The organism is Ferrigenium straubiae (genome assembly GCF_051257895.1).
In the GTDB taxonomy this organism is placed as follows: Bacteria; Pseudomonadota; Gammaproteobacteria; order Burkholderiales; family Gallionellaceae; genus Gallionella; species Gallionella straubiae.
Window position 1 is genome coordinate 167671 of record NZ_CP194331.1, and the last position, 25823, is coordinate 193493.

21 protein-coding genes are annotated in these 25823 nt (G+C 61.2%); 14 read left to right on the forward strand and 7 right to left on the reverse strand.

Annotated features, from left to right (window positions below; genetic code table 11):
* Positions 1-57: 57 nt before the first annotated feature.
* The 3 genes from ACRRNM_RS00825 to ACRRNM_RS00835 are packed head-to-tail and all read right to left on the reverse strand — an operon-like array spanning position 58 to position 4370.
* A complete protein-coding gene (locus ACRRNM_RS00825; RefSeq protein WP_435626352.1) occupies positions 58-1062 on the reverse strand; it encodes an HpcH/HpaI aldolase/citrate lyase family protein in 1005 nt (334 codons plus the stop codon).
* A 28-nt stretch (positions 1063-1090) separates the two neighbouring features.
* Complete coding sequence (gene oadA / locus ACRRNM_RS00830; protein ID WP_435626353.1) at positions 1091-2926, reverse strand: sodium-extruding oxaloacetate decarboxylase subunit alpha; 1836 nt, start codon at positions 2924-2926, stop codon at positions 1091-1093.
* A gap of 25 nt (positions 2927-2951) precedes the next feature.
* Positions 2952-4370, reverse strand: a complete 1419-nt coding sequence (locus tag ACRRNM_RS00835; RefSeq protein WP_435626354.1) for an acetyl-CoA carboxylase biotin carboxylase subunit — start codon at positions 4368-4370, stop codon at positions 2952-2954.
* A gap of 704 nt (positions 4371-5074) precedes the next feature.
* Between ACRRNM_RS00835 and nifJ the strand changes: the two genes are divergently transcribed.
* Both nifJ and ppdK read left to right on the forward strand, forming a co-directional pair.
* The gene (gene nifJ / locus ACRRNM_RS00840; protein WP_435626355.1) at positions 5075-8659 is read left to right on the forward strand and encodes a pyruvate:ferredoxin (flavodoxin) oxidoreductase; all 3585 of its coding nucleotides are present in this window, start codon (positions 5075-5077) and stop codon (positions 8657-8659) included.
* A 189-nt stretch (positions 8660-8848) separates the two neighbouring features.
* On the forward strand, positions 8849-11644 hold the full coding sequence (gene ppdK, locus ACRRNM_RS00845) for a pyruvate, phosphate dikinase (RefSeq protein WP_435626356.1): 2796 nt from the start codon (positions 8849-8851) through the stop codon (positions 11642-11644).
* Between the two features lie 131 nt (positions 11645-11775).
* Here ppdK and ACRRNM_RS00850 read toward each other — a convergent pair whose 3' ends face one another.
* Entirely contained in the window at positions 11776-12033 is a 258-nt protein-coding gene (locus ACRRNM_RS00850) for a hypothetical protein (RefSeq protein ID WP_435626357.1), read from the reverse strand.
* A 30-nt stretch (positions 12034-12063) separates the two neighbouring features.
* Between ACRRNM_RS00850 and ACRRNM_RS00855 the strand changes: the two genes are divergently transcribed.
* From ACRRNM_RS00855 to ACRRNM_RS00895, 9 genes are read left to right on the forward strand one after another with little or no spacing between them, the layout of a single operon-like run.
* Entirely contained in the window at positions 12064-13062 is a 999-nt protein-coding gene (locus tag ACRRNM_RS00855; RefSeq protein ID WP_435626358.1) for an FAD:protein FMN transferase, read from the forward strand.
* A 2-nt stretch (positions 13063-13064) separates the two neighbouring features.
* Positions 13065-13565, forward strand: coding sequence for a SoxR reducing system RseC family protein (locus ACRRNM_RS00860; protein ID WP_435626359.1), 501 nt, complete (start codon positions 13065-13067; stop codon positions 13563-13565).
* 19 nt (positions 13566-13584) lie between these two features.
* The gene (rsxA, locus tag ACRRNM_RS00865) at positions 13585-14166 is read left to right on the forward strand and encodes an electron transport complex subunit RsxA (RefSeq protein WP_435626360.1); all 582 of its coding nucleotides are present in this window, start codon (positions 13585-13587) and stop codon (positions 14164-14166) included.
* Between the two features lie 2 nt (positions 14167-14168).
* Positions 14169-14744: an RnfABCDGE type electron transport complex subunit B gene (locus ACRRNM_RS00870; RefSeq protein WP_435626361.1), complete on the forward strand. Its 576-nt coding sequence runs from the start codon at positions 14169-14171 to the stop codon at positions 14742-14744.
* 12 nt (positions 14745-14756) lie between these two features.
* Positions 14757-16250 carry an electron transport complex subunit RsxC gene (gene rsxC, locus ACRRNM_RS00875; protein ID WP_435626362.1) on the forward strand — a complete coding sequence of 498 codons (1494 nt, stop codon included), beginning with the start codon at positions 14757-14759 and terminating at the stop codon, positions 16248-16250.
* On the forward strand, positions 16247-17323 hold the full coding sequence (locus tag ACRRNM_RS00880) for an RnfABCDGE type electron transport complex subunit D (protein WP_435626363.1): 1077 nt from the start codon (positions 16247-16249) through the stop codon (positions 17321-17323). The genes rsxC and ACRRNM_RS00880 overlap by 4 nt, the downstream gene beginning before the upstream one ends.
* Positions 17320-17970, forward strand: a complete 651-nt coding sequence (gene rsxG, locus ACRRNM_RS00885) for an electron transport complex subunit RsxG (RefSeq protein ID WP_435626364.1) — start codon at positions 17320-17322, stop codon at positions 17968-17970. Before ACRRNM_RS00880 ends, rsxG begins: the two co-directional genes overlap by 4 nt.
* Complete coding sequence (locus ACRRNM_RS00890) at positions 17967-18650, forward strand: electron transport complex subunit E (RefSeq protein WP_435626365.1); 684 nt, start codon at positions 17967-17969, stop codon at positions 18648-18650. Before rsxG ends, ACRRNM_RS00890 begins: the two co-directional genes overlap by 4 nt.
* Before the next feature lie 9 nt (positions 18651-18659).
* On the forward strand, positions 18660-18944 hold the full coding sequence (locus ACRRNM_RS00895; protein WP_435626366.1) for an RnfH family protein: 285 nt from the start codon (positions 18660-18662) through the stop codon (positions 18942-18944).
* A gap of 85 nt (positions 18945-19029) precedes the next feature.
* Here the strand turns inward: ACRRNM_RS00895 and nhaB are convergent, their stop codons facing one another.
* Both nhaB and ACRRNM_RS00905 read right to left on the reverse strand, forming a co-directional pair.
* Positions 19030-20535 carry a sodium/proton antiporter NhaB gene (nhaB, locus tag ACRRNM_RS00900; protein ID WP_435626367.1) on the reverse strand — a complete coding sequence of 502 codons (1506 nt, stop codon included), beginning with the start codon at positions 20533-20535 and terminating at the stop codon, positions 19030-19032.
* Between the two features lie 37 nt (positions 20536-20572).
* A complete protein-coding gene (locus tag ACRRNM_RS00905) occupies positions 20573-21214 on the reverse strand; it encodes a pentapeptide repeat-containing protein (RefSeq protein ID WP_435626368.1) in 642 nt (213 codons plus the stop codon).
* 245 nt (positions 21215-21459) lie between these two features.
* Here ACRRNM_RS00905 and ACRRNM_RS00910 point away from each other — a divergent pair, with 245 nt between their 5' ends.
* Complete coding sequence (locus ACRRNM_RS00910) at positions 21460-23028, forward strand: ATP-binding protein (protein WP_435626369.1); 1569 nt, start codon at positions 21460-21462, stop codon at positions 23026-23028.
* The gene (locus tag ACRRNM_RS00915) at positions 23015-23641 is read left to right on the forward strand and encodes a response regulator transcription factor (protein ID WP_435626370.1); all 627 of its coding nucleotides are present in this window, start codon (positions 23015-23017) and stop codon (positions 23639-23641) included. The genes ACRRNM_RS00910 and ACRRNM_RS00915 overlap by 14 nt, the downstream gene beginning before the upstream one ends.
* A gap of 24 nt (positions 23642-23665) precedes the next feature.
* On the opposite strand, the gene ACRRNM_RS00920 is transcribed toward ACRRNM_RS00915, so the two are convergent.
* Positions 23666-24418, reverse strand: coding sequence for a 4-hydroxy-tetrahydrodipicolinate reductase (locus ACRRNM_RS00920; RefSeq protein ID WP_435626371.1), 753 nt, complete (start codon positions 24416-24418; stop codon positions 23666-23668).
* 157 nt (positions 24419-24575) lie between these two features.
* Between ACRRNM_RS00920 and ACRRNM_RS00925 the strand changes: the two genes are divergently transcribed.
* The gene (locus ACRRNM_RS00925; protein ID WP_435626372.1) at positions 24576-25820 is read left to right on the forward strand and encodes a cation:proton antiporter; all 1245 of its coding nucleotides are present in this window, start codon (positions 24576-24578) and stop codon (positions 25818-25820) included.
* Positions 25821-25823: the final 3 nt, after the last annotated feature.

A 25823-nucleotide genomic window follows, 5' to 3' on the forward strand; every position in this document is an offset into this window, starting at 1 on the left:
GGCCATCAACCTTCTTTTTTCGCTTTTTTAGCGGCGCCTGCGGCGCAAAGGACGGGTTCAGGAAAAGAAGCGCAGACGGGCGTCGGAAGGGATGTCCATGCCTGTTGCCTGTGCGCGCTGCAGGAGTTCCCAGTAGTAGCGGTAGGAGGCGCGGTCGTGCAGCTTGCCTTCATGCTGGATAGGCCCCCAGGCCGCATCCTGGGCCGCCGCCAGCAAGGTAGCGGCTTCGCCGACTTCGGCGAAGTCCGGACGCATGGCCTCGACGATGGGCATGATCTGGGCAGGGTGAATGCTCCACATGCGCAGGAATCCGAGCTCCTGCCGGGCGCGACGCGCATCCTCCCGCACTACATTGATATCGCGAATTTCGGTGGTGACATTGTGGCTGGGTACGACGCCGTTGCCCAGTGCGGCGGCGGCGATTTCACACTTGGCGCGTACCACCAGTGCATGGCTGAACTGGCCGGGGGAGCGCATCGCGGTGGCAGGGATCGCGCCGTGATGCGCAGAGACAAAGTCCATTTGGCCGAAATCGATGGTTTCGACATGCGGCAGGCGGGCGATCTCCCACACCTCATGCAGCGCGCCAGGGGTCTCGATCAGCACATGGACGGGAATCGCGCGCGCGATGCCGTAGCGGTTCCTCAGTTCGTCGAGCGCGGCGATCTGGGTCGCAACATCACCGGCATTTTCAGGCTTGGGTAAAACGATATAGGCTACACATTGCCCTGCACGGCTGATGATGATTTCCAGTTCGTCGCGCCAGACCGGATGCCTGACATCGTGGATGCGCACGCCGATGCGGCCGTAGCGGTTCTCGCCGGACAGGAGCAGGCCGGCGATCATCTCCGCATGTTCCCGCTCCCTGCCCGCCGGGGCGCCGTCTTCGCAATCGGCGGTGATATCGAAGACAGGCCTTCCATCGGCCGATAATTCGGCCTGGATCTGGAGCGCCTTGTTCAGCAGCTTCTCACTGCCGGCAAAATGCTCGCACGCGGCAAGCCGGGGAAATGGGCGGCTGCCTGCATAGAGTACGTCGGATGGATGGAGACGGTCACTCATGCAGGGCATTCCAGCCGCTTATGCGGATTTACTGTATCTCAACCAGGGTTTCATCCGGCGCTACGCTGTCGCCCTTTTTGACATGGACGCCGATGACGACGCCGCTCAGAGGCGCCTGGATTTCGTTTTCCATCTTCATGGCTTCGATGACCAGTACGCCATCTCCGGCCTCGACCTTGTCTCCGGCCTTGACCTTGACGTCGACGATGGTGCCGGGCATGGCGGTCGTCACGCAGCCCTCGTGGGAGGGGCGCGGGCGTCCGGTGCCCGATGCCGGGGCGGCAGTTTTTTTCTTGCCGTTACCCTTGCCGCCGGAAACCTCGATCTCGTTCAGGGTCTCGACAATGACTTCTTCGGAAATGCCGTCGACGGATACGTAGAACGGGCGCTGGGCTTCGCCGTGGTGTCCACTGCCGGTGAGCTTGATGTGGAAGGTTTCACCGTGCAGCGTCACCTTGAATTCATTGGGTGCGTAGCGTTCGGAGGAGGTGGTGGCGGCCTCTTTGGATAGCAGCGGCTCCGGCTTGAGCGTGCCGGCGTTGCGCTCCTGCAGAAAGGTCTTCGCAATATCCGGGAACATGGCATAGGTGAGGACATCTTCCTCGCTCTTCGCCAGGTCTTCGCACGTGATCCTGAGCTTGTTCATCTCGTCTTCGAGCAGATCCGCCGGGCGGCAGGTCACGACTTCCGCGTCGCCGACCGCGAGCTTCCTGATCTGTTCATTGACTTTGCCCGGCGCCTTGCCGTAGTGGCCGAGCAGGTAGTTCTTGACTTCATTGGTGACCGATTTGTAGCGCGCGCCGGTCAGGACGTTCATGACCGCCTGTGTGCCGACGATCTGCGAGGTCGGCGTGACCAGCGGCGGGTAGCCCAGATCTTCGCGTACCAATGGGATTTCGGCGAGCACCTCGTTCATGCGGTTGAGCGCGCCCAGTTCCTTGAGCTGGTTGGACAGGTTTGAAATCATGCCGCCCGGCACCTGGTTCACCAGCACGCGCGTATCCACGCCGGTGAACGCGCTCTCGTACTGCCAGTACTTCTGGCGCACCTCGTAGAAATAGGCGGTGACTTCCTGGATCGCCGCGAGGTCGAGGCCGGTGTCGTATGGAGTGCCTTTCAGCGCGGCCACAATGCTCTCGGTCGAGGAGTGGCTCGCGCCTTCGCCGAAGGAGGAGTTGCAGGTATCCAGCATGGTGGCACCCGCTTCCACGGCCTTGAGGAAGCTCATGCCGGAGAGGCCGGAGGTTGCGTGGCTGTGCAGATGGATAGGCAGGCCGACGGCGGCGCGCAACGCCTTGACCAGGTCGGTGGCCGCATAAGGCGTGAGCAGGCCGGCCATGTCCTTGATGCAGATCGTGTCGCAGCCCATCGCTTCCAGCTCTTTTGCGAGTTCGATGAACTGGGGAATGCCGTGCACCGGGCTGGTGGTGTAGCTGATGCAGCCCTCGGCATGCTTGCCGGCTTTTTTCACTGCCTCGACCGAGACGCGCAGATTGCGCAGGTCGTTCATCGCGTCGAAGATGCGGAACACATCGATGCCGTTGTCCGCGGCCTTGGCGGCGAAGGCGCGCACCACGTCGTCGGAATAGTGGCGGTAGCCGAGCAGGTTCTGGCCGCGCAGCAGCATCTGGATGCGGGTGTTCGGCAGGGCCTTGCGCAGTTTCCTGAGGCGCTCCCAAGGGTCTTCCTTCAGGAAGCGCACGCAGGAGTCGAAGGTCGCGCCGCCCCAGGCTTCCAGCGACCAGAAACCGATGCTATCGAGCTTGTGGCAGATGGGCAGCATGTCTTCGGTGCGCATGCGCGTCGCGATCACGGATTGATGGCCGTCACGCAGCACCAGTTCGGAAATAAGGGTTTTTGCCATGGTTTTACTTGCCTGCTAGGTTGAATTAAATGCCTTCGTGCGCCGCGATCACGGCCGAGATGGCTGCTGCCCTAAGTTCCGGCGGGATTTTCGTGGTGTAGTCGATCAATTCCGGATGGGATTCCACGAACCCTGTGTTGAAGTCCGCATTTCTGAAGTCGGGGTGTTTCAGGATTTCCTGATAGTACGGGATGGTCGTCTTGACGCCGTAGATCAGCATGTCCTTGAGCGCGCGGCGGCCGCGTTCGACGACGCCGTCCCAGGTGAGCGCCCAGACGGTGAGCTTGGCGCACATGGAATCGAAGTAGGGCGGTATCTCGTAGCCGCTGTACATGGCGGCGTCGATGCGCACGCCGGGGCCGCCTGGCGCATAGTAGCGGGTGATCTTGCCGAAGCTCGGCAGGAAGCCGTTCTTGGGGTCTTCCGCATTGATGCGGAACTCCATGGCATAGCCGCGGAACCGGACGTCTTCCTGCTTGTATTGCAACTCATGCCCGTCGGCGATGCGGATCTGCTCCTGCACGATGTCGATGCCGGTAATGGTTTCCGTCACGGTGTGTTCGACCTGGACGCGGGTGTTCATTTCCATGAAGTAGAAATTGCCGTCCCGGTCGAGCAGGAATTCGACGGTGCCCGCATTCTCGTAGCCCACGGCACGAGCGGCCTTGACGGCCAGGCTGCCGATATATTCGCGCTGTTCTGCGTTAATTTGCGGCGAGGGGGCGATCTCGATCAGTTTCTGGTTGCGGCGCTGGATGGAGCAGTCGCGCTCGAACAGGTGGATCGTGTTGCCATGGCTGTCGCCCAGCACCTGCACTTCGATATGCCGCGGATTGACCACGCATTTTTCCAGGAAGACTTCCGGCTGGCCGAAGGCCTTGCTGGCTTCCGAAATCACGCGCTCATAGTTGCCGACCAGGTCCTTGTCGTTGTCGCAGCGGCGGATGCCGCGTCCGCCGCCGCCATTTGTGGCCTTGAGCATCACGGGGTAGCCTATTTTGTTGGCCAGCGCACGCGCCTCTTCCACATCGGCGAGATTGCCGTCGCTGCCTGGCACGCAAGGAATGCCCGCTGCGATCATGGCATTGCGCGCCTGGACTTTGTCGCCCATCTGGCGGATGACCTCCGCGTCAGGGCCGATAAACTTGATGTCGCGGCGGGCACAAATTTCCGCCAATTCCGGGTTTTCAGAGAGGAAGCCGTAGCCCGGATGCAACGCATCGCATCCCGAAGTTACCGCGATGTTGACGATGTTGTGGGCGTTAAGGTAACCGGCGACCGGCTCGGAACCGATGTGGTAGGCCTCGTCCGCTTTCTTGACGTGCAACGCATGGCGGTCGGCATCCGTGTAGATGGCGACCGACTTGATGCCCATTTCAGAGCAGGCGCGCACGATGCGCACCGCAATTTCACCGCGGTTGGCGACAAGTATTTTTGTTATCACAAATTGATCCTGCGTCTGGCTAAATGATGAAATACAGCCGGATTATAATTTTTCAGGTTGCACCCTGGTGGAGGGTTGCCCGAGTATTCGAGTTGGCCATTATAGCGGCATCGTCCTGCCATGCTCAATGGCAATTAGTTGGCCGGGTCATTGTAGTGGCTGCACGTGAGTTTTTGTTATAACGGCAGAAAGGCAAATGGGGAATCAGGCAAGCGCTTTGGTTTCTTTATTTTGGGGTTAATTTCCGGATTAATGCTTCGGACTAACAGACAAAATGCCGAATAATGTGTAGTATTACACTAGGTATTATCGATGGCAAATTTGAGATAGAGGGGTTGTGGGCAAACCGCATCGCGGTGGGCTGTAAGAAGCTTTGCGGCATGAATAGTTAGGATAGAATACGTAGCATCGGACTCGCTGGATTTGCCGTGCGGTGGTTGTTGGTGCCGCTACTGGCCTTCTGATTGATATTAGATTCTGGTTGTGGTCCCGCTTCGTCCATGGCGGATCTGGGGCATTCTCCGAACTTATGTTTTATTCGACTGGTCGTATGCATACGACTGGCCGCAAAACTCCATGCCCGCCCGCGGGTCTATCGATCTGATTCCGTGTGACCATCATGCGAATTTATGGAATTTCGGGCTGTGCCCATGCTTAATTTCCGGGCGACCGGACAGAATTAATATTGACTGAAGGAGTTTTTGATGTACCAAGCGCAAATGGTTACGATCGACGGGAATGAAGCAGCAGCCTATATTGCCCATCTGACCAATGAGGTGATTGCGATTTACCCGATTACACCCTCATCGCCGATGGGGGAATATTCCGACATCTGGTCGGCGCAGGGTACCAAAAACCTGTGGGGCACTGTTCCCCAGGTGATCACAATGCAGAGCGAAGGCGGTGCTGCGGGCACGGTGCACGGGGCGCTGCAGACCGGCTCTCTGACGACCACCTTCACCGCCTCGCAGGGCCTGCTGCTGATGATCCCCAACATGTACAAGATCGCCGGCGAACTGACGCCGTTCGTCATGCATGTTGCGGCGCGTTCGCTCGCGGCACAGGGCCTGTCGATTTTCGGCGACCACAGCGACGTGATGTCGGCGCGCTCGACCGGTTTTGCCTTCCTTGCCTCCAACACCGTGCAGGAGGCGATGGACATGGCGCTGATCGCCCAGGCCGCGACGCTCGAAGCGCGTGTGCCGATCCTGCATTTCTTCGACGGCTTCCGCACCTCCCACGAAGTAGCCAAGGTCGAGCAGGTGCCGATCGAAGTCGTGCGCGAGATGATCGACGACAAGCTGGTGTTCGCCCACCGCGCGCGCGCGTTGACTCCGGATCATCCGGTGATTCGCGGCACGGCACAGAATCCCGACGTGTACTTCCAGGCACGCGAAACGGTCAACTCCTATTACAGCGCGATGCCCGGCATCGTGCAGAAGGCGATGGACAAGTTTGCCAAGCTTACCGGCCGCCAATACCACCTGTATGACTATGTCGGCGCCCCGGATGCCGAGCGGGTGGCAATTCTGATGGGTTCGGGCGCGGATGCCGCGGAAGAAACGGTGGAGCACCTCACCGCCCATGGCGAAAAAGTTGGCATATTGAAAGTGCGTCTGTATCGCCCCTTTGCGTCGGAAGAGTTGCTCAAGGCCATTCCGGTCACGGCCAAGCATATTGCCGTTCTCGACCGCAACAAGGAACCCGGTGCGGACGGCGAGCCGCTGTACAAGGACGTGGTGACGGCGCTGGCCGAAGCCTTTACCGCCGGCAGGGGCAAATTCACCGCTCTGCCGCGCGTGGTGGGCGGGCGCTATGGTCTGTCCTCCAAGGAGTTCACGCCGGGCATGATCAAGAGCGTGTTCGACGAACTGAAAAAGGACCAGCCGAAGAATAACTTCACCGTCGGCATCATCGACGACGTAACCCACACCAGTCTCAAGTGGGACGCGACTTTCCGCAACGATGCCAGCCGCGGCGTGAACCGTTGCGTGTTCTACGGCCTGGGCTCGGACGGCACCGTGGGCGCCAACAAGAACACCATCAAGATCATGGGTGAGGAAACCGAGCTCTACGCCCAGGGTTATTTCGTCTACGACTCGAAGAAGGCAGGCGCGGTCACCGTCTCCCATCTGCGCTTCTCGCCCAAGTCGATCCATTCCCCCTACCTGATCGGCAACAGCGATGCGAACTTCATCGGCTGCCACCAGCCAGGGTTCCTTGAGCGTTACGAAATGCTGGATTACGCCGCCGAAGGCGCGGTATTCCTGCTCAACATCCCGGTCGCGCCGGATAAGGTGTGGGACAAGCTGACGCGCAAGATGCAGAAGCAGATCATCGACAAGAAGATCGAGTTCTATGCGATCGATGCCTACGCCATTGCCAGGGCGACCGGCATGGGCAGCCGCATCAACACCATCATGCAGACCTGCTTCTTTGCCATTTCCGGCGTGTTGCCGCGCGATCTGGCAATCGAGAAGATCAAGTCCGCCGCCGAGAAGTCCTACAGCAAGAAGGGCATGGCGGTGGTGGAGGCCAACTGGAAGGCGATCGACGAGACCCTTGCCAACCTGCACAAGATCAAGGTTCCGGCCACCGTCACCAGCGCGTTCGAAATGCCCGAAACGGTGGGCGCTAGCGCGACGGATTTCGTCAAGCGCGTGACTGCCGAGATCATGGCCGGCCGCGGCGATCTGCTGCCGGTGTCGGTGTTCCCCGCCGATGGCACCTGGCCTACCGGCACCGCAATCTGGGACAAGCGCAATCTGGCGCTGGAAATTCCGGTTTGGGACGAAGAGCTGTGTATCTACTGCGGCAAGTGCGCGTTCGTCTGCCCGCATACCGCCATCCGTTCCAAGGTGTTCCCGGTCGAATTGGCCAAGGATGCGCCGTCCACTTTCAAGCATATCCAGATCAAGGGCAAGGAATTCGAGCAGGGCATGCACGTCACTTATCAGGTGGCGCCCGAGGATTGCACCGGTTGTACCCTGTGCGTCGACATCTGTCCGGCGGTATCCAAGACCGACCCGACCTACAAGGCGCTCAACATGCGCGACATCGAGCCGCTGCGCAAGTCGGAAAAGGAAAACTGGGATTTCTTCCTCAATCTGCCGGAATTCGATCGCACCAAGCTGCGCACCTCCACCATCAAGGGTGCGATGATGCTGCAGCCGCTGTTCGAGTTTCCTTCAGCCTGCGTCGGTTGCGGCGAAACACCCTATATCAAGCTGGTTACCCAGTTGTACGGCGACCGCCTGGTGGTGGCAAATGCCACCGGTTGCTCTTCGATCTATGGCGGCAACCTGCCCACCACGCCCTACAGCACGAATCCCGAGGGGCGCGGTCCGGCTTGGGCAAACTCGTTGTTTGAGGACAATGCCGAATTCGGCCTGGGTTTCCGCGTCAGTATCGACAAGCAGGCCGAGCAGGCACGCGAGCTGTTGGCGCGAATGAAGGATAAAGTCGGCGCCGAACTGGCCGATTCCATTCTCGGCGCAGATCAGTCCGAAGAAGCGGGTATCTTCGCCCAGCGCGAGCGCATCGAAGCATTGCGCAAGGTGCTGGCCGGTATCAATACCGCCGAGGCGCGCAATCTGGAGAGCCTGGCCGACTATCTCGCGAAGAAGAGCGTGTGGATCATCGGCGGCGACGGCTGGGCTTACGATATCGGCTTCGGTGGCCTGGATCACGTGCTGTCCTCCGGCCGCAACGTCAATATCCTGGTGCTCGATACCGAGGTTTATTCCAACACCGGCGGGCAGTGCTCCAAGGCTACGCCGCGCGGCGCCACGGCCAAGTTTGCCGCTGGCGGCAAGCCGACCGGCAAGAAGGATCTGGGGCAGATTGCCATGAGCTACGGCAATGTCTACGTTGCCCAGGTCGCCTATGGTGCGAAGGACGCGCACACGCTGAGAGCCATTCTCGAAGCCGAATCCTTTGACGGCCCGTCGGTAATCATCGCCTACAGTCCCTGTACCGAGCACGGCTACGAGATGGGCATACAGCACCAGCAGCAGGAGTTGGCGGTCAACACCGGCCACTGGCCGCTGTACCGCTACGACCCGCGCCGCGAGGAGGAGGGCAAGAATCCGCTCTCGCTGGATTCGAATGAGCCATCCGTGTCCATCCATGAGTTCGTCAAGAACGAACCGCGCTTCCGCGGTCTGGTGAAGAACATGAATAGCGATAGCGGAAAAACCGTGGCGTTCTACGACAAGGAATTGCGCAAGCACTACGCGATTTTCGAGCACATGGCGAAGGACACCAAGAAGGGATCAGCCGACGCGTAGCATGGCCCGGGGTTCCCGTTGCACGGGAGTGCGTTGCACCGGATTCCTGAATTCACCAAAAGAAGCTAACTCACCGCGCTTGCCTGGCAAGCGCGTGAAGTTGCCATTGCGGATCGGTGATTGTGGTAAAGACATTTGTCATGGATTGTGCAAAGGCCGATAATATGCAAATTTTTAACGGGGGGTGTCATGAGTAGTGGCAAGAAATACATCTATACCTTCGAAGAAGGCGACGGAAAAAACAAGATGTTGCTGGGCGGCAAGGGTGCGAATCTGTGCGAGATGACCCAGATCGGTCTGAATGTCCCCCCCGGATTTACCATTACCACCGACGCGTGTACCGCCTACCTGGAAAAGAACAAGCTGCCTGATGGGTTGATGGACTCCGTCAAGGAGCACATGCTGGCGCTGGAAAAGAAGACCGGCAAGGGCTTCGGCAGCGGCACGAACCCCCTGCTCATCTCGGTGCGTTCCGGCTCGTCCATGTCCATGCCGGGCATGATGGACACCATCCTCAACCTCGGCCTCAACGAAACTTCGCTGCAGGGGCTGATCAAGCAAACCGGCAATGCCCGCTTTGCCTACGATGCCTACCGCCGCTTCATCCAGTTGTTCGGCAAGATCGCGCTCAACATCAGCGACGAGCATTTCGACGAGCGCATGGCTGCGATCAAGCGCAAATACGGCGCACCGCAGGATGTAGATCTGAGCGCCGAACACCTCAAGGAACTGGGGGGTGAGTTTCTCGATATCGTCAAGCACCATACCGGCAAGCCCTTCCCGCAAGACCCGTACGAGCAATTGGAAATCGCCATCGGCGCGGTGTTCGGCTCGTGGATGGGCAAGCGTGCGGTGGATTACCGCAAGCAGTTCAAGATCACCAGGGATCAGGCCAACGGCACGGCGGTGAACATCTGCACCATGGTGTTCGGCAACATGGGCAATGATTCCGGCACCGGCGTGGGTTTCACGCGCAACCCCGGCACCGGCGAAAATCTTATTTACGGCGAGTACCTGGTCAATGCGCAGGGCGAGGATGTGGTTGCGGGGATCCGCACGCCGAAGGCAATCGCCGAGATGGAGCAGGAGATGCCGGAGATATACCGTCAGCTGATGGCGCTGCACAACCGGCTGGAATCGCATTATCACGAAGTGCAGGATTTCGAGTTCACCATTGAGAAGGGCATCCTGTATTGCCTGCAGACGCGCAACGGCAAGATGAATGCGCGCGGCATGGTGCGCTCCTCGGTGGAGATGTTCCATGAGGGGCTGATTTCCAAGGAGCGCGCGCTGCTGCGCATCGAGCCTGCGGTGCTGGAGCAGCTGCTGGTTCCGCAGCTTGCGCCGAACTTCCACGGCAAGTCGCTGGCGCAGGGTCTGCCTGCATCGCCGGGCGCTGCCTCGGGCAAGATCGTGTTCGATGCCGACACCGCCGAGGCGCGCGGCCGCGCCGGCGAGAAGATCATCCTGGTGCGCGAGGAGACCAAGCCCGAGGACATCCACGGCTTCTTCCAGGCGCAGGGCATCCTCACCAGCCGCGGCGGCAAGACCTCGCACGCCGCCGTCGTGGCGCGCGGCATGGGCAAGCCCTGCGTCTCGGGCTGCGAGCAGATCGTCATCAACGACGTGCTGCGCAGCGCGCAGATCGGCGAGACTACCCTGCACGAGGGCGATGTCGTCACCATCGACGGCGGTACCGGCCATGTTTACGCGGGCGAAGTGCCGACGGTGGAGGCCGAGTTCTCCGAGGAGTTGGCCACGCTGCTGTCCTGGGCGGATGAGGTGGCGAAGCTCAAGGTGCTGGCGAACGCGGATACGCCCGGCGACGCCTCGCGCGCGCGCGAGTTCGGCGCGATGGGCATCGGCCTGTGCCGCACTGAGCGCATGTTCAACAGTACCGACCGGCTGCCGATCGTTCAGGAAATGATCCTGGCCGAGACGCCGGAAGCCCGCCAGTCCGCACTGGATCGCCTGTTGCCGATCCAGCGCGCCGACTTCAAGGGCATCTTCAAGGCGATGAAGGGGTTGCCGGTAACCGTGCGCCTGCTCGACCCGCCGATGCATGAGTTCCTGCCCACTGCGGCGCAGCTCGAACTGGAAATCGCGCACCTGCACCAGTTGCGCGATACCATCGACGGCCTGGAAGAGTTGCCGGAGACGCTCAAGATGCTCAATCCCAAGCTCTACCAGCAATATGCCGACGGCCTGATGAAGCTGATGGGCGGCCTGAGCGACTTCAAGGAGTCGCACATGGAGGAAGACGTCATCGGCAAGAAGGAAGTGATCCTGAAGAAGGTCAGGGCGCTGGCCGAAGTCAACCCGATGCTCGGCCATCGCGGCGTGCGGCTGGGCATCACCTATCCCGAAATCTACTCGATGCAGATACGCGCGATTCTGGAAGCCGCCGCGCTGTGCGCCAAGGACGGCGTGGAAATCTATCCGGAAATCATGGTGCCGCAGGTCGCCACGGTGGAAGAGCTCAAGCGCATCCACAGCTACGTGCAGCGCATCCACCAGGAAGTGAACGCAACCTACGGCATCAACGTGCAGTTCAAGTTCGGCTCGATGCTGGAAGTGGTGCGCGCCTGCGTGCGCGCCGGGCGCATGGCCGAAACTGCCGAGTTCTTCTCCTTCGGCACCAACGACCTGACCCAGGCCACGTTCTCCTTCAGCCGTGAGGATGCGGAAAACAAATTCCTCCCCGCCTACAACGAAACCGGCATCCTGGAAGACAACCCCTTCGAAGTGCTGGATATCAAGGGAGTGGGGCAGTTGATGAAGATGGCCGTGGCGAAGGGCAGGGGAACTAACCCGGAGCTGAAGATGGGCATCTGCGGAGAACATGGCGGGCATCCCGGCTCGATCCGCTTCTGCCACCATATTGGGCTCAATTACGTCTCCTGTTCCGGACCGCGCGTGCCTATCGCGCGCCTTGCGGCGGCACAGGCCAAACTGCTGGAGGAGCAGTACCAGGAGCCGGTCTGAGGTCAGTTGCAGTCCGGGTCGCGCTTGGCGGCGCGATCCCGGTTATGGCCTGATTTGAATCTTATTGTTTTTCCGGTGTCAACGGGGCAGACGGATGAGCGTTTTAACTGATGGGTTAAAAGATGGGTTTTTCATGCAAGTTTTGCTTGACCGAATAAACGCGATGCACTAATTTTATGTTCCGCAATATGAGCTTCAAACTGGCTTAAGCGCAGCGCAAAAACAAGATGTTCCCGGTATTCAGCCTGTCCGGAAATACCTGCTTCATCACCAACAATGCACGCTTCCCGATAGTTCAGGCAGATTTGACGCGGCGTCCGCTTATGCGGCCGGCGCAGGTTTTTTGTTAATGGAATCGCTTTTGTGCGGCATTTATCCGCCCCAGGCATGCTGCTAATTATTTATTCGAGGTCGTCCTTATGACTGCCGTAATGTCACGCCGCCGTTTTATCGCTTTCGTTGCCGCCGCCGCCGGCCTGCCGCTGCTGTTGAAGACGGGAAGCTCCCAGGCCAAGCCGGTGCGCTGGGAAGGCACCGCCTTGGGCGCGCCGGCCTCCATCCAGCTTTACCATGCCGACGAGGCACAGGCGCGCGCCGCCATCGCCGCAGGTCTCGACGAGCTGAGGCGCCTCGAGGCGATCTTCAGCGTTTACCGCGCGGACAGTTCCATTTCGAAGCTCAACCGCGAGGGCGTGCTCGAAAACGCGCCGGACGATTTCATTGCCATGCTGACCCGCGCCCTGTCGCTGGCCAGGATCAGCGAGGGCGTCTACGACCCCACCATCCAGCCAGTATGGCAGACCTATTTCCGCCATTTCACCGCAGCCAGCCCAGACCTGGCCGGCCCGGCGCCGCGTGATCTCGCCGCCGCGCTTGAACTGGTAGACTGGCGCGCCGTCGAGGTGGATGCCGGAAACAGGAAGGTCTCCTTCGCCCGCCCCGGCATGGGGCTGACGCTGAACAGCGGCGCGCAGGGCTATATCACCGACCGCGTCGCCGATACGCTGCGTGCCCACGGCTTCGGCAACATGCTGGTGGACATGGGTGAACCGCGTGCAATCTCGACCAAACCGGATGGTTCCGCCTGGCGCGTTGGCATTGCCAATCCCTCCAACCCTGACCGTGCAGTCGTCACACTGGATTTGGTGGACAAGTGCGTTTCCACCTCGGGCGGCTATGGCACCCTGTTCGATGCCAAGGGCGCCTTCACCCACCTGATCGACACCCGCACCGGTCGCACTGCGCCTGCGATGCTGGGGGTCTCGGTGGTGGCGGATACCGGCGTTGCCGCCGATGGCCTTTCCACAGCGATGCTGATGGCGCCGGTCGAGCGTCGCCAACACATCCTCCGTTCTGCCGGTGGGCAGAAGGCAATCTATGTCACGCCCGAAGGCGTAATCTCCACCGTAGAAGCGTGATCATGGACGAGTTCGCACATGGCGCCACGGATTTCAGCGCACCCAGCATGACCGAGGGCATCGCACAGGTGGTGAAGATAGAGGGCAGGGCCGCTTGGCTGGTGCCCGAGCAGGGTTCCAGTTGCGGCAGCTGCGCCTCGGCGGATGCATGCGGTTCCAAGGGGATCGGCACTACGGCCAGCCGGCTGGACAGCCGCCGTTTCCGCATCGACAACAATGCCAATCTCGCCGTCGGCGAGCGCGTGGTGTTCGGCATTCGCGACAACGTGCTGCTGAAGGCATCAATCACCGCCTACGCCCTTCCGCTGGCCATTCTGCTGCTTGCCGGGTCGTTGGCGCAATGGAAGTTTGGCAGCGACCTCATTACCATGGCGGCGATGGTCGCCGGCCTGGTCATCGGGCTGGTGATTTCGCGGATGGCGGCAGGGTATTTACAGACGAGGGGCGATCTCGCTCCGCAGTTTTTGCGTCGCGCCAGGCCGGGCGAAACATGCAGTTCTTGAGTAGGCAAGGGATAGCACAATGAAAGAATATTTGCTCTTGATGTTTAGCGCGGCGCTGGTCAATAACGTCATTCTGGGCCGTTTCCTCGGGCTGTGCCCGACCATGGGCGTCACCACGCGCCTGGATGCCGCCGTCGGCATGGGCATGGCGACTACATTTGTGATGACGGTTGCGGCCATCGCGGGCTGGACGGTCAACACGCTGCTGCTGGCCCCTTTCGAACTTGGCTATCTGCGCACGATCACCTTCATTCTGATCATCGCCTCCACCGTGCAGTTCACCGAAATGGTGGTCAGAAAAGTGTCACCGTCGCTGTTCCAGTTGCTGGGCATCTACCTGCCGCTGATCACTACCAACTGTGCCGTGCTGGGCATCGCGCTGCTGCTGGTCGACGCCAAGATGAGCATGCTTACCAGCGTCCTGTTTGCCATCGGTTCCGCCATGGGTTTCAGCCTGGTCCTGATCATTTTCGCCGGGCTGCGTGAGCGGCTGGCCGTGATGGATGTGCCGCGCCTGTTCGTCGGCCCGCCGATCGCCTTCATCGTGGTCAGCTTGCTGGCGCTGGCATTCATGGGTTTCTCGGGCATGGGGGCGAGTTGATTATGTCTGGCATGTTGATCGCTATCGGTAGTCTTACGTTAATCGGTGTTGCGCTGGGCGCCATCCTCGGTGTGGCTGCGCGCCGTCTCGCAGTGCAGGAGGACCCGCTGGAAGAGGAGCTGAAGGCCATGATGCCCGGCTCGCAGTGCGGCCAGTGCGGCTATGTCGGTTGCGCCCAATATGCATCGGCGCTGGCTAAGGGCGAGGAGGCATCGATCATGCTGTGTGCGCCCGGCGGCAAGCCGCTGGTCGAGGCGCTGTCCGCCAAACTGGGCATCGAGGCCGATCTCTCCGAACTCGATGACAAGGGGCCGGAGCACGCCTTTATCATCGAGGATCTTTGTATCGGTTGCACGCGCTGCATCCGGGAGTGCTCGACCGACGCCATCATGGGCGCGAACAAGCTGATGCACACCATCATCATCGATGCCTGCCATGGCTGTTCCAAGTGCGTCAAGGTTTGCCCCACCGACGCCATCATCATGGTTGAGTATCCGGTGACGCTGTCCAACTGGCATTGGCCCAAGCCAGAAGCCGAGAACACGTCCCCCAAACCCGAGACTGTGCCTGCGCACTAGGAGTTGTCACAGATGAAACTTTTCCCCGTAACCGGCGGCATCCATCCGGAATACCGCAAGGATTTAACCAGCGAGAAGGCCATCGTGGCCATGCCGATGCCGGCCATGCTCTACATTCCGCTGCAGCAGCATATCGGCGCGCCGGCCGAGGTGCTGGTGAAAGAGGGCGACCTGGTCAAGAAAGGCCAGATGATCGCGCGCAACCAGGGGGCAGTGTCGGCATCTCAGCATGCGCCTTCCTCGGGCCGCGTCGTGTCGGTGGCGGAGGTTGCGGCGCCCCATCCTTCCGGCTTGCCGCAGAAGACCATCGTCATCGAACCGGACAGCAAGGACGAATGGGCCGACTTGCCGACGCCCATTGCCGATCCGTTTACTGCCACCCCGCAAGAGATCAACGATCGCGTTGCCCAGTCTGGCATTGTCGGCATGGGCGGCGCCGCCTTTCCGTCGGCGATCAAGCTGAATCTTGGCACCCAGAAAAAACTTGAAATCCTGCTGCTCAACGGAGCGGAGTGCGAACCCTACCTGACCTGTGACGACCGGGTGATGCGCGAATATGCCGACGAAGTGATCGACGGCGCACGCATCATGGCCCATGCGCTGGGCACGCCCAGGGTGGTCATCGGCATCGAACAGAACAAGCCGCAGGCGATCGAGGCCATGACCAAAGCGGCTGCCGCTTTTCCCAATGTCGAAGTGGCCGCCGTGCCGGTGCAGTACCCGATGGGTTCCGAGCGCCATCTGGTGCAGGCGATCACCGGTCGCGAGACCCCGGCGCGCAAACTGACCGCTGATCTCGGCATCGTGGTGCACAACGTCGCCACCGCCCGCGCCGTGCATCATGCCGTCCGCTTCGGTTGCCCGCTGGTTGCACGCGTGGTGACGGTGAGCGGTGGCGCGATACGCAATCCCGGCAACGTCATGACGCCCATCGGCACCAGGATAAGCGACCTGGTCGAGTTCTGCGGCGGCTTCTCGTCGCGCCCCGAGAGCGTGGTCAACGGCGGACCGATGATGGGCCAGCCGCTGGCCAGCCTGGATGCGCCGGTGGTCAAGGGCACTTCAGGCATCCTGGCGCTCACCGCCGAGGAGATCAACGACCGTCCGACCTCCGCGTGCATCCGCTGCGGCAGTTGCGTCACCGTCTGCCCGTGTGGCTTGTCACCGGTGGATATGGCCGCCTTCATCCGCAAGGATAATCTGGACGTTGCCGCCAAGCTGGGCGTGATGGACTGTTTCTCGTGCGGCAGCTGCTCGTATGTATGCCCGTCGCACATCCCGCTGGTGCACTATTTCAACTACGCCAAGGGCGTGTTGCGGGAGCTGGAGACCGAGCGCCGCAAGAGCGAACGCATCAAGACGCTCGCCGAGACGCGCACCATCCGCATCGAGAAAGCCGCCGAGGCCAAGCGTGCCGCCCTGGCCGCGAAAAGCAAGCCGGCTGCAGAAGCTGCCCCGTCAGGCGGGGAGACCAAGGCTACTACCGAAGAAAAGGCCAACGCATGAGTACCGCAATCATGAAAAAGAGTGGGCCGTTCGGCCACGCATTCAGCAGCGTCCAGAGAACCATGTTTCTGGTGCTGCTGGCGCTGACGCCGGCTACCCTGTTCAACTTCTATTTGTTCGGCTGGCCGGCGATCCTGCTGTTCACCATCACGGTCGGTGCCTGCGTGGCTGTCGAGGCGGCCTGTCTGGCGCTGGCCGGCAAGCCGGTGGCGGCGACGCTGGCTGACTGCTCGGCGATACTGACCGGCTGGCTGCTGGCGATGAGCCTGCCGCCCTGGGCGCCTTGGTGGATCGGCGTGCTGGCGGCGATTTTCGCCATCGCGCTGACCAAGCATGCTTTCGGGGGGCTGGGCCAGAACCTGTTCAACCCGGCCATGGTCGGGCGTACCGTCATGCTGATCTCATTCCCGGTGGCGATGACCGTCTGGGTCGCGCCGCATCCGCTGTTTTCGGCGGGCGCACCGGGACTGGTCGAATCCTTCGCCATCACCTTCGGCGGCAACATCCCCGATACCATGAGCGCCGCCTCCGCGCTGGGCTACGTCAAGACCGAGCTGTCGCGCGGCATTCCGGTGACGCAGTCGATGGGGCAGATGCCGGACCTGATGGACATGGCGCTGGGCTACCGCGCCGGCAGCATGGGCGAGACCTCGGCGATCCTGATCCTGCTTGGTGGCCTGTTTCTGATGGCGAAGCGCATCATCTCCTGGCATATCCCGCTCAGCATGCTGGGGTCGCTGTTCCTGATCGCGGCGCTGTTCCATGCCGTCGACCCCGCACGTTTCACCTCCGGCACCTTTCACCTGTTGTCCGGGGCCACTTTCCTGGGCGCGTTCTTCATCGCCACCGATTATGTGACCTCGCCGGTATCCAAGTCGGGGCAGATCATCTTCGGCATCGGCGTCGGCCTGTTCACCTGGAGCATCCGTAACTTCGCCGGCTATCCTGAAGGCGTGGCCTTCGCGGTGCTGCTGATGAACTCGCTGACCCCGATCATCGACCAATACACCCGCCCGCGCGCCTTCGGACGCACCCGCAAGGGCGAACCGCTGCCCTTGGAGGAAAAAGCATGAGTTCGCAACGCACGCTGATCCATGGGCTGATCCTCGGCGCCTTCTGTCTGGGCTTCGGGACGCTGCTCGTCATGACCAACGGCTACACCAAGGACGACATCGCCATGCGCGCTCTGGAAGACCGCCAGAACTCGCTTGCGCAGGTGATTCCGGAAAGTATCCACGACAACAATCTGGCCACGGACACCCTCGTCCTGAAGAATGACCAGGGAAATGAAGTCACCATCTATGTCGCCACCAAGGAAGGCAAGGTGACCGGTGTGGCCTTCGAGACCTCCAGTCCTGGCTATTCCGGCGCGATCAAGGTCATGCTGGGCGTTGACCCCGAGGGCAAGATCATCGGCGCGCGCGTTCTGGCGCACAAGGAGACTCCGGGGCTGGGCGACAAGATCGAAGTGAAGAAGGGCGACTGGATATTGCGCTTCACTGGACTGAGCATCGGCAACCCGCCGCTCGACAAGTGGAAGGTGAAAAAGGACGGCGGTATCTTCGACCAGTTCGCGGGCGCAACCATCACGCCGCGCGCCGTGGTCAAGGCGATCACCGAAGGGCTGCAATTCTTCGACGCCAACAAGGCAAAACTGATGGAATTCAAGGCGGCAGATGCCGAAACCGGCAAGGCTCCAGCGAAGGGGGAAACTAAATGACGACGATGGCTGAATACCGCACCATTGCCCGCGAGGGGCTGTGGACGAACAATGGCGTGCTCAGCATGATGCTGGGCCTGTGCCCGGCCATGGCCATGACCAACAGCGCCACCAACGGCCTCGGCATGGGGCTCGCGACGGCGTTCGTGATGACCGGTTCCGCCGCGCTGGTATCGATTTTCCGCAACCGCTTCTCCCAGGAAGTGCGCATTCCCGTGTTCGTGCTGATCATCGCATCCATGGTGACGGTGGTGGATATGTGCATGAATGCGTGGCTGCACGAGATGTACAAGGTGCTGGGCCTGTTCATCCCGCTGATCGTGGTGAATTGCCTGCCGTTTGCACGCATCGAAATGGTTGCCTCGAAAAGACCCGTGCTGCCCTCGTTGGCGGACGGTTTCTTCATGGGCGTGGGCTTCGCCCTTGCACTTACCGTCATAGGCGCGATACGCGAGGTTGCCGGCTCCGGAACCCTGTTTGCCGACGCCTCGCTGCTGCTTGGCCCTGCCTTCAAGTTCCTGGAGATGCGCGTCCTGCCGCCCGACACGGGGATATTGATGATGATCCTGCCGCCCGGTGCGTTTTTGGTCACCGGCCTGGTGCTGGTCGCGAAACGCATGATCGACGAGCGCTCCAGCAAGGCCGCCCAGGTTAGCGCCGCAGCCCACTGCTCCCCGTAAGGAACGAACATGAAGATCGGAATCGCCTACGCCCTGCCGCACCGCCAAGCCTGGTTCGACATCGAAATGCCCGACGGTACCACCGTCCAGGACGCCATCAACCGCTCGGGCATCCTCAAGCAGTTTCCCGAAATCGATCTCGAAAAAAACAAGGTCGGCGTCTACGGCAAGGTCAGCAAGCTGGATGCCGTGCTCAACGACGGCGACCGCGTCGAGATCTATCGCCCCATCATCTGCGACCCCAAGACCGTGCCGCGCAAGGCCAAGGCCGGGGACGCCGCATCCGAGGAATAGGCGGGTCAAGAAATGGCTCGCCGCTCCCGCGGCTGACCGGCCCCTGAATGATTCGCCATCCCGCCAAGGCGCGGGGTTCCGGCCCCTAGAACAATATCAATCCCGCGACTATCGTGGTAACGACCGCATACGGCAGGGCCATCCAGAGCATGCGGCCGTAGCCGAGCCGGATCAGCGGGGCGATCGCGGATGTCAGAAGGTAGAGGAATGCCGCCTGTCCGTTCGGCGTGGACATGCTCGGGATCCCGGTGCCCATCACGACCGCCACCGACTGCGCGTCGAATAGCTCACGGGTAGTAAGCCCGGCGTCAAACGCGGCCTTGAGTTCCTTCATGTAAATGGCGGCCACGAACACGTTATCGCTGATGGCGGAGAGCGCACCGTTGGTGACGAAGATCATGAACACCTGCATCCGGGGCTCGAGCGCCAGGACCCAGTGGATGACCGAATTGAACATCTGCAGGCTGCCGATCATCGCCACGATGACGTAAAAGACCACCAGCAGGGAAGCGAATGGCAGGCCCGGCATGAAGGCTTCGGCGATATGGTGTTCGTCGGTGACCCCGGAAATCGCCGACACCAGGACGATCACTGCAAGCCCGATCAGGCCTATTTCCGCCACGTGAAAGGCGAGGGCCAGCACCAGGAGGATTGCGACGATGCCCTGCGCGACGAGTAACAGGCGGTCATGCGGCGAATGCTGCTCGCGCAGGCGGCGGTCCTCGTCGAGGAGAATCTGGCGCACGCCGGCAGGCAGCTCGGCGCCGTAGCCGAACCAGCCGTTTTTTTCGATAACCCAGCAGGTGGCAAAGCCGGCCAGCAGGGTAGGGATGCTGGCTGGAGCTACTTTGGTGAAGAACTCCACGAAGTTCCAGCCCGCTTCCTTGCCGATGATGATGTTCTCGGGTTCCCCGACCAGGGTGCAGACGCCGCCGATGGCGGTGCCGATGGCGCCATGCATGAGCAGGCTGCGCAGCACGGCACGGAACTGTTCGAGATCCTTGCGGTGGATCTCGTCCACGTAATCGTCCGTCAAGTCTGGATCGTCGTGATAGCCCCTGGAGGACACGGCACGGTGGTAGACCTCGTAGAAGCCCAACGATACGGCGACCAGCACCGCAAGGATGGTCAGCGCATCGAGAAAGGCGGAGAGCACAGATACCACGACAATGACGACCATGTTGAGGGTGACCCGGGAGCGTATGCCCAGCAGGATGTGGCTGATCACGCGGTAGAGCATGCCGCGCAGGAAATGCACGCCGGCCACCATGAAAATCACCAGCAACAGGACCGGCAAGCCATGTTCGATTTCCCTGTAGACCGCATGCGTATCCGTAAGTCCGAGAATGACGGCCTGCAAGGCGAGCAGGCCGCCCGGCTGGAGCGGAAAGCACTTCAGCGCCATCGCCAGCGTGAAAATGAATTCGGCGAGAATCAGCCAGCCGGTTGCCAAAGGGCCGAGGGCCAGGAACACCGCTACGTTGAGCAGCAGGCTGATCGCGACGGCCTGCTTGTACCAGCGCGGCGTGTGCCCGAGAAAGCTTTCCGATAGCAGGTGGATCACTCCGTTTTTTTGCATAACTGTGGCCATGTGTTCTGCTTGCCTTTATCTGAGTTGGAAAATGCGATCACCGGCAAACGCTGATCGATGAGGGCGCTCTGCAAATCCTGCCGTCAATCCAGGTGGTTTCGTTGAGCCGTGTTCCGAAAAGCCTGATCCGGAGGATATTGGCGCCGGACAAATTTGCCTGTTTGAGGTTGGCGTAGTTCATGTATGCGCCTTCAAGCTTGGCCTGCCTGAGATCGGCCTGGAACAGGTCGGTGTTGATGAGGTCGGCGCGCGTGAGGTTGGCTCCGGTCATGACTGCGCTGGACATGTCTGCTTCTTCCAGATCGGCCCTGGCCAGGTTTGCCATGGCAAAACGAGCGCCAACCAGCGACGATCGTTCGAGGTTGGCCCAGCGCAGGTCGGCGCCCTCAAGATTGGCGCCCGTCAGGTCACTGCCTTCGAGGCGCGCAAATTTCAGCTTGGCGCCGCGCAGGTCGGCGCCCTTGAGATTGACCCCCGACAGGTTCGCATTTTCCAGGTCGGCGTTGCGGAAATTGCCGTTGGCCAGTTGCGCATTGCGCCAGTCCACACTGACAAGCCTGGAGCCCTCGCATTGGGCTGCGGCTTGGGGCTGGCACCCCGCGATAGCCTTGGAGGCGACGCCCATGCTGACGACGGCAGCGATGGCTGCAAGAAGCCGGAAGGTTTTGGAGAAGATCATGGCAGTCCCCCTGTTGGAGAATTTCGATGCCGGGCATCGTAGGGAAAATGCCGCCCGCTGAAAATTGGGGCTGGCCACTAAGGCAAACCCGCAGTGCCTGCCGCGCAAGACGATGGATTTGCCTGCCGCCAACACCGCGCAAGAGCTTGCGCTTCATTCGGGTAAGGGCTTCCCGTAAGCGTGTTGCGGATGCGCTTGTGGACGTAAAAGGGGACAATGGCCGCCGGATCGATGCCCAAAACACCATGCCTTTTCCTGCAACCCATCTTTTTCGCGGCCTGTTATTTGTCGCCGCCTTTGTCCTGCTTGACTGGGCGAGCTACCTGCACCCGCTGTACGGGCTCAACATCACGCCCTGGAATCCGTCACTCGCCCTCGGACTGGTATTCTGGTTCCGGGTCGGCTGGCTGGCCGCGATCCCCTGGTTTGCCGCGATCCTGATCAGCGAGATCCTGGTGCGCGGCCAACCCGCGACATTGCCGATGACGCTTGCGCTCTCGGCCATGCTGACGCTGGGATATGGAATCATGGCGGAAGCGCTGCGCCGCAACCTTGCCGGCGACATTCTCCACGACCGCCGCCGCCTTCTGTTGTGGCTGGCGATAGTCGTGGCGGGCACCCTGATAACCAGCAGCATCTATATCCTGATGCTGTTCCTGTCCGGCCTCATACCGGTGGGGGATTGGCTGGTGGCGCTGGCGCGCTTCTGGGTTGGCGACTGTGTCGGCATCGTGGTCACCATGCCTTTCTTCTGGCTGCTGCTCGATGGCCGCAACCGCTTGCACCGTATCCTGCCGCACTGGGAAACGGCCGGTTATGGCCTGCTGGCGGCGGCGGCCTTGTGGATTTCCTTCGGGCTTGGCGGCACCGGGGAATTTCAGTATTTCTACATGCTGTTCCTGCCCATCGTATGGGCGGCGGCGCGCGACGGCGTGCCCGGCGCCGCGCTCGCGGCCTTCATGCTGCAGGCCGGTATCATCGTCGCGGTGCACTGGCATAACCTGGTGGCAGTGACGGTGTTTGAGCTGCAAATGCTCGCCGCAGTCCTGGCTTTCGTCGGGCTCTTCATCGGTGCGGTCGTCGACGAAAAACAGCGCGTGAGCGACGAGTTGCGCCGCACGCTGCGTCTGGCTGCCGCCGGGGAAATGGCTGGAGCCCTGGCGCATGAACTCAATCAGCCGCTCACGGCGCTATCGACCTATGGTTCCGCATGCCAGCAATTGCTCGAGCGAAATGGCGATGTAGAGCGTTTGCGCGATACCATCGGCCGCATGGTGTCGGAAGCGCACCGGGCGGCGGGCGTGGTGAGGCGATTGCGCGATTTCTTCCGCACCGGCGCCACGCACCTGGAACCGGTGGCGCTCGCGGAACTGGTCGGCACGGCCGTGGCGAAATTCCAGGGCAAGGCGGAGAGCCTGGGCGCCGAACTGGTGGTCGAGCCAATGCCGGCCTGCACGCTGCTGGCGGACAGACTGCAACTGGAAGTCGTGCTGCGCAATTTGCTGGACAATGCCCTAGATGCCGTGAGCGAGCAGCCGGCCGGCCAGCGCCGCATTTGCATACGAGCCGGGATGGCGGACAGGAAACGCGTGCGTATCCGCGTCGAGGACAGCGGCCCCGGCCTGGCCGCAGGAATGGCCGAGCACCTGTTCGAAGCCTTCCGCTCGTCCAAGGCCAGCGGCATGGGCCTGGGGCTGGCGATCAGCCGCGCCATCGCCGAGGCGCATGGCGGCGACCTGGCCGCAGATACGGCAGAGTGCGGCGTATTCGTGCTCACGCTACCAACGGAGGAAACAAGCGGTGATACCCCCTGACGGATATACGGTCTTTATTGTCGAGGACGACCCTTCGGTGCGCGATGCACTGGGCCTGCTGCTCGGCCTGCATGGCTATCCTGTCGCCATGTTTGGCGATGCCGAGAGCTTTCTCAATGCGCGGCGGAACGACTGGCGCGGCTGCGCGCTGATCGACATCCGCATGCCGGGCATGGATGGTCTGGCCTTGCAGAGGCTGCTGCTGGAATCCGGCTGCACCATTCCCGTGATCGTGATGACGGCCCACGGCGACGTGGACTCGGCGCGTGAAGCCTTCCGCTCGCAGGCGGTGGATTTCCTGGAAAAGCCCATCGATTACGAAAAGCTGCTCGCAGCCATCAACGATGCCTTCCGGCGCCAGGCCGCTGTGCGGGAAGCCGATGACAGGCAAACGGGATTTTCGCGCCTCCTCGCCACGCTAACCCCGCGCGAACGGGAGGTCATGGAGCTGGTCGTGGCAGGGCGGCACAACCGCGAGATCGCCGAGCTCCTCGGTATCAGCGCCCGCACGGTCGAGGTGCACAAAGCGAGAATGATGGACAAGCTGGGCGCGGATGGCGTGCCGGACCTCGTCCGCCTGAGTCTTGCCGGGCATAACAAGCTTCAGGAATGATGGTCAGGCGGGATGCTGAAGTATTCAGCCCATCAGTTCGGCGCGCATCAGCCGCAGCAACAGGTCATCGAACGTGTAGAACCCCTTCTCGCAATCGGCCAGATGGCTCAGCGCGAACGCCGCGCCGGTGCCGAATGCCTCGCGCCGGATGGACTCATGCGTGAGGCGCACGGTCTGGTGCGGGAAGCCGAAGATCACCTCATGGTGCCCGACGATGCCGCCGAGCCGCAATGAAGTGATACTGCCGCCGTCGACTTCCAGCGTTTCGGCGATCCTGCGTGCCGTGCCCGACACTTCCGGCTTTTCTTTGAAATGCTGCTCGAGTATCTCCACGTCTGCGAACGGCGCAACCTTGCGCAACAGCTTGGCGGCCACGATCAGGAAGTTGATCCCTAGGGTGATATTGGGCGAACACAGCACGCGCGTGTCCTGTCCCAGGCTGCGCGCATAGGCCAGATCGTCCTCAGAGTAGGCGGAGATTGCGCTGACCAGTATGATGTTCCGTCTGCGCACTTCCTCACCATAGGTATGTAGGCTTTCCCGCGAGGAGAAATCCACCAGCGCATCTACCGGAAGGTTCTCGAACAGATCGGCGAACGGGCGCTGTTCCAGCCCGATGATCGGGATATCGGTTCCGGGATGTGTCTGCCGTTCCGCAGCGACCGAACGGCGCGCGATCCAGCGCAACTCGAAGCGCGGGTCGTTGCCTAGTACATTGGCGACCGCTTGGCCCGCCTTGCCGTAGCCAACCAATCCCACGCGTAATTTATTGGTCATAAAATCTCCTGTTCATCCAGCGTGTGATCACCGCCAATCGTGGCACGATGATACCATCCGGTCGGCGTGCAGGCCTCCTGCGATGTAATGCGCGGCCATCAGTGGCCGTGTCAGGCGTCGGCTATAATCCGGTCTCGTCGTTAGCAGGAGCTTCCGGATGTCCACAACAATACTGGTCATCGGGCTGATGGTATTTTTCGCCCACTTTCTCTCGTTGCAGTTCCGCAAGACCAGCATTCCCGACGTGCTGGTGCTGATGCTGGCCGGCATCCTGATCGGCCCGGTGCTGGGTGTCGTCTCGCCCGAAGATTTCGGTAAGGTCGGCCCGGTGATTGCGACCATTGCGCTGGTGGTGATCCTGTTCGAGAGCGGCACCTCGCTTGACCTTGGCGTGCTCGGAAAATCGCTGGCGACGACCGGCGTGCTCACGCTGTGGTGCTTCTTCTTTACTACGGCCATCGTGGCGCTGCTCGGTTTCTATCTGCTTGACCTGTCGTTGCTCCCGGCTGCCATGCTCGGCGTCACGCTGGGCGGCACTTCCTCGGCGGTGGTCATCCCCATGGTGTCCGCGCTCCGGCTTTCGGAGAAGCCCGCCACCGTGCTGGTGCTGGAATCCGCGCTGACCGATGTGCTGTGCATCGTCGGCGTGTTTGCGCTGCTGCAAGTTCATACGCAGGGCGGCGTCGAGCCGGGCAGGCTAATCGGCGGGGTGCTGGCTGCGCTGATCTTTGCGGCGGTCATCGGGGTGGCGGGCGGCATCGGCTGGCTGCTGGTGCTGGGCAAGGTGCGCGACTTTCCCAACACGATCTCCTCCACGCTGGCCTATGTGTTCATCGTCTACGGCCTGACCGAGGCACTCGGTTTTTCAGGGGCGATTGCCGCGCTCGCGCTGGGCGTGACCCTGACCAACTTCAAGAAGTTCGGCCTGGCCAATTTCAGGAATATCGACAAGAACATCGTGCCGTTGAATGAAATAGACCTGGTGTTCTACCGCGAGTCGGTGTTCCTGCTGAAGACCTACTTTTTTGTCTATATGGGCATCTCAATCCATTTTGGCTCGGTGCATCTCGCGCTCACCGCAATCGCCATGACGGTGCTGGTATTCGCGATGCGCCTCGGCCTGACCCGCTTCGTATACCGCAATGCAGCCTATACTTTACGCGACTCCGCAATGACCTCGATGCTGGCGCCGAAGGGGCTGGCCGCCGCCGTGCTGGCCGGATTGCCGCTGCAATACGGCGTGAGCGGCGGCGAGATCATCCGCGACACCACCTACATGGTAGTGCTGGTCAGTATTGCGCTATGTGCCTTGCTGGTGGCAGCATTCCCGTTGCCGGGCATGCTGAAATTCTATTCGCACGCGTTGAACAAGCCGCTGCCACCCAGGACGCCGGAACCCTGACAA

Bases quoted from the DNA above. Each gene is read 5' to 3' on its own strand.
- ACRRNM_RS00825 (WP_435626352.1), bottom strand. From the start codon at position 1,062: ATGAGTGACCGTCTCCATCCATCCGACGTACTCTATGCAGGCAGCCGC.
- oadA (WP_435626353.1), bottom strand. From the start codon at position 2,926: ATGGCAAAAACCCTTATTTCCGAACTGGTGCTGCGTGACGGCCATCAA.
- nifJ (WP_435626355.1), top strand. From the start codon at position 5,075: ATGTACCAAGCGCAAATGGTTACGATCGACGGGAATGAAGCAGCAGCC.
- ppdK (WP_435626356.1), top strand. From the start codon at position 8,849: ATGAGTAGTGGCAAGAAATACATCTATACCTTCGAAGAAGGCGACGGA.
- ACRRNM_RS00850 (WP_435626357.1), bottom strand. From the start codon at position 12,033: ATGCCTGGGGCGGATAAATGCCGCACAAAAGCGATTCCATTAACAAAA.
- ACRRNM_RS00855 (WP_435626358.1), top strand. From the start codon at position 12,064: ATGACTGCCGTAATGTCACGCCGCCGTTTTATCGCTTTCGTTGCCGCC.
- ACRRNM_RS00860 (WP_435626359.1), top strand. From the start codon at position 13,065: ATGGACGAGTTCGCACATGGCGCCACGGATTTCAGCGCACCCAGCATG.
- rsxA (WP_435626360.1), top strand. From the start codon at position 13,585: ATGAAAGAATATTTGCTCTTGATGTTTAGCGCGGCGCTGGTCAATAAC.
- ACRRNM_RS00870 (WP_435626361.1), top strand. From the start codon at position 14,169: ATGTCTGGCATGTTGATCGCTATCGGTAGTCTTACGTTAATCGGTGTT.
- rsxC (WP_435626362.1), top strand. From the start codon at position 14,757: ATGAAACTTTTCCCCGTAACCGGCGGCATCCATCCGGAATACCGCAAG.
- ACRRNM_RS00880 (WP_435626363.1), top strand. From the start codon at position 16,247: ATGAGTACCGCAATCATGAAAAAGAGTGGGCCGTTCGGCCACGCATTC.
- rsxG (WP_435626364.1), top strand. From the start codon at position 17,320: ATGAGTTCGCAACGCACGCTGATCCATGGGCTGATCCTCGGCGCCTTC.
- ACRRNM_RS00890 (WP_435626365.1), top strand. From the start codon at position 17,967: ATGACGACGATGGCTGAATACCGCACCATTGCCCGCGAGGGGCTGTGG.
- ACRRNM_RS00895 (WP_435626366.1), top strand. From the start codon at position 18,660: ATGAAGATCGGAATCGCCTACGCCCTGCCGCACCGCCAAGCCTGGTTC.
- nhaB (WP_435626367.1), bottom strand. From the start codon at position 20,535: ATGGCCACAGTTATGCAAAAAAACGGAGTGATCCACCTGCTATCGGAA.
- ACRRNM_RS00905 (WP_435626368.1), bottom strand. From the start codon at position 21,214: ATGATCTTCTCCAAAACCTTCCGGCTTCTTGCAGCCATCGCTGCCGTC.
- ACRRNM_RS00910 (WP_435626369.1), top strand. From the start codon at position 21,460: ATGCCTTTTCCTGCAACCCATCTTTTTCGCGGCCTGTTATTTGTCGCC.
- ACRRNM_RS00920 (WP_435626371.1), bottom strand. From the start codon at position 24,418: ATGACCAATAAATTACGCGTGGGATTGGTTGGCTACGGCAAGGCGGGC.
- ACRRNM_RS00925 (WP_435626372.1), top strand. From the start codon at position 24,576: ATGTCCACAACAATACTGGTCATCGGGCTGATGGTATTTTTCGCCCAC.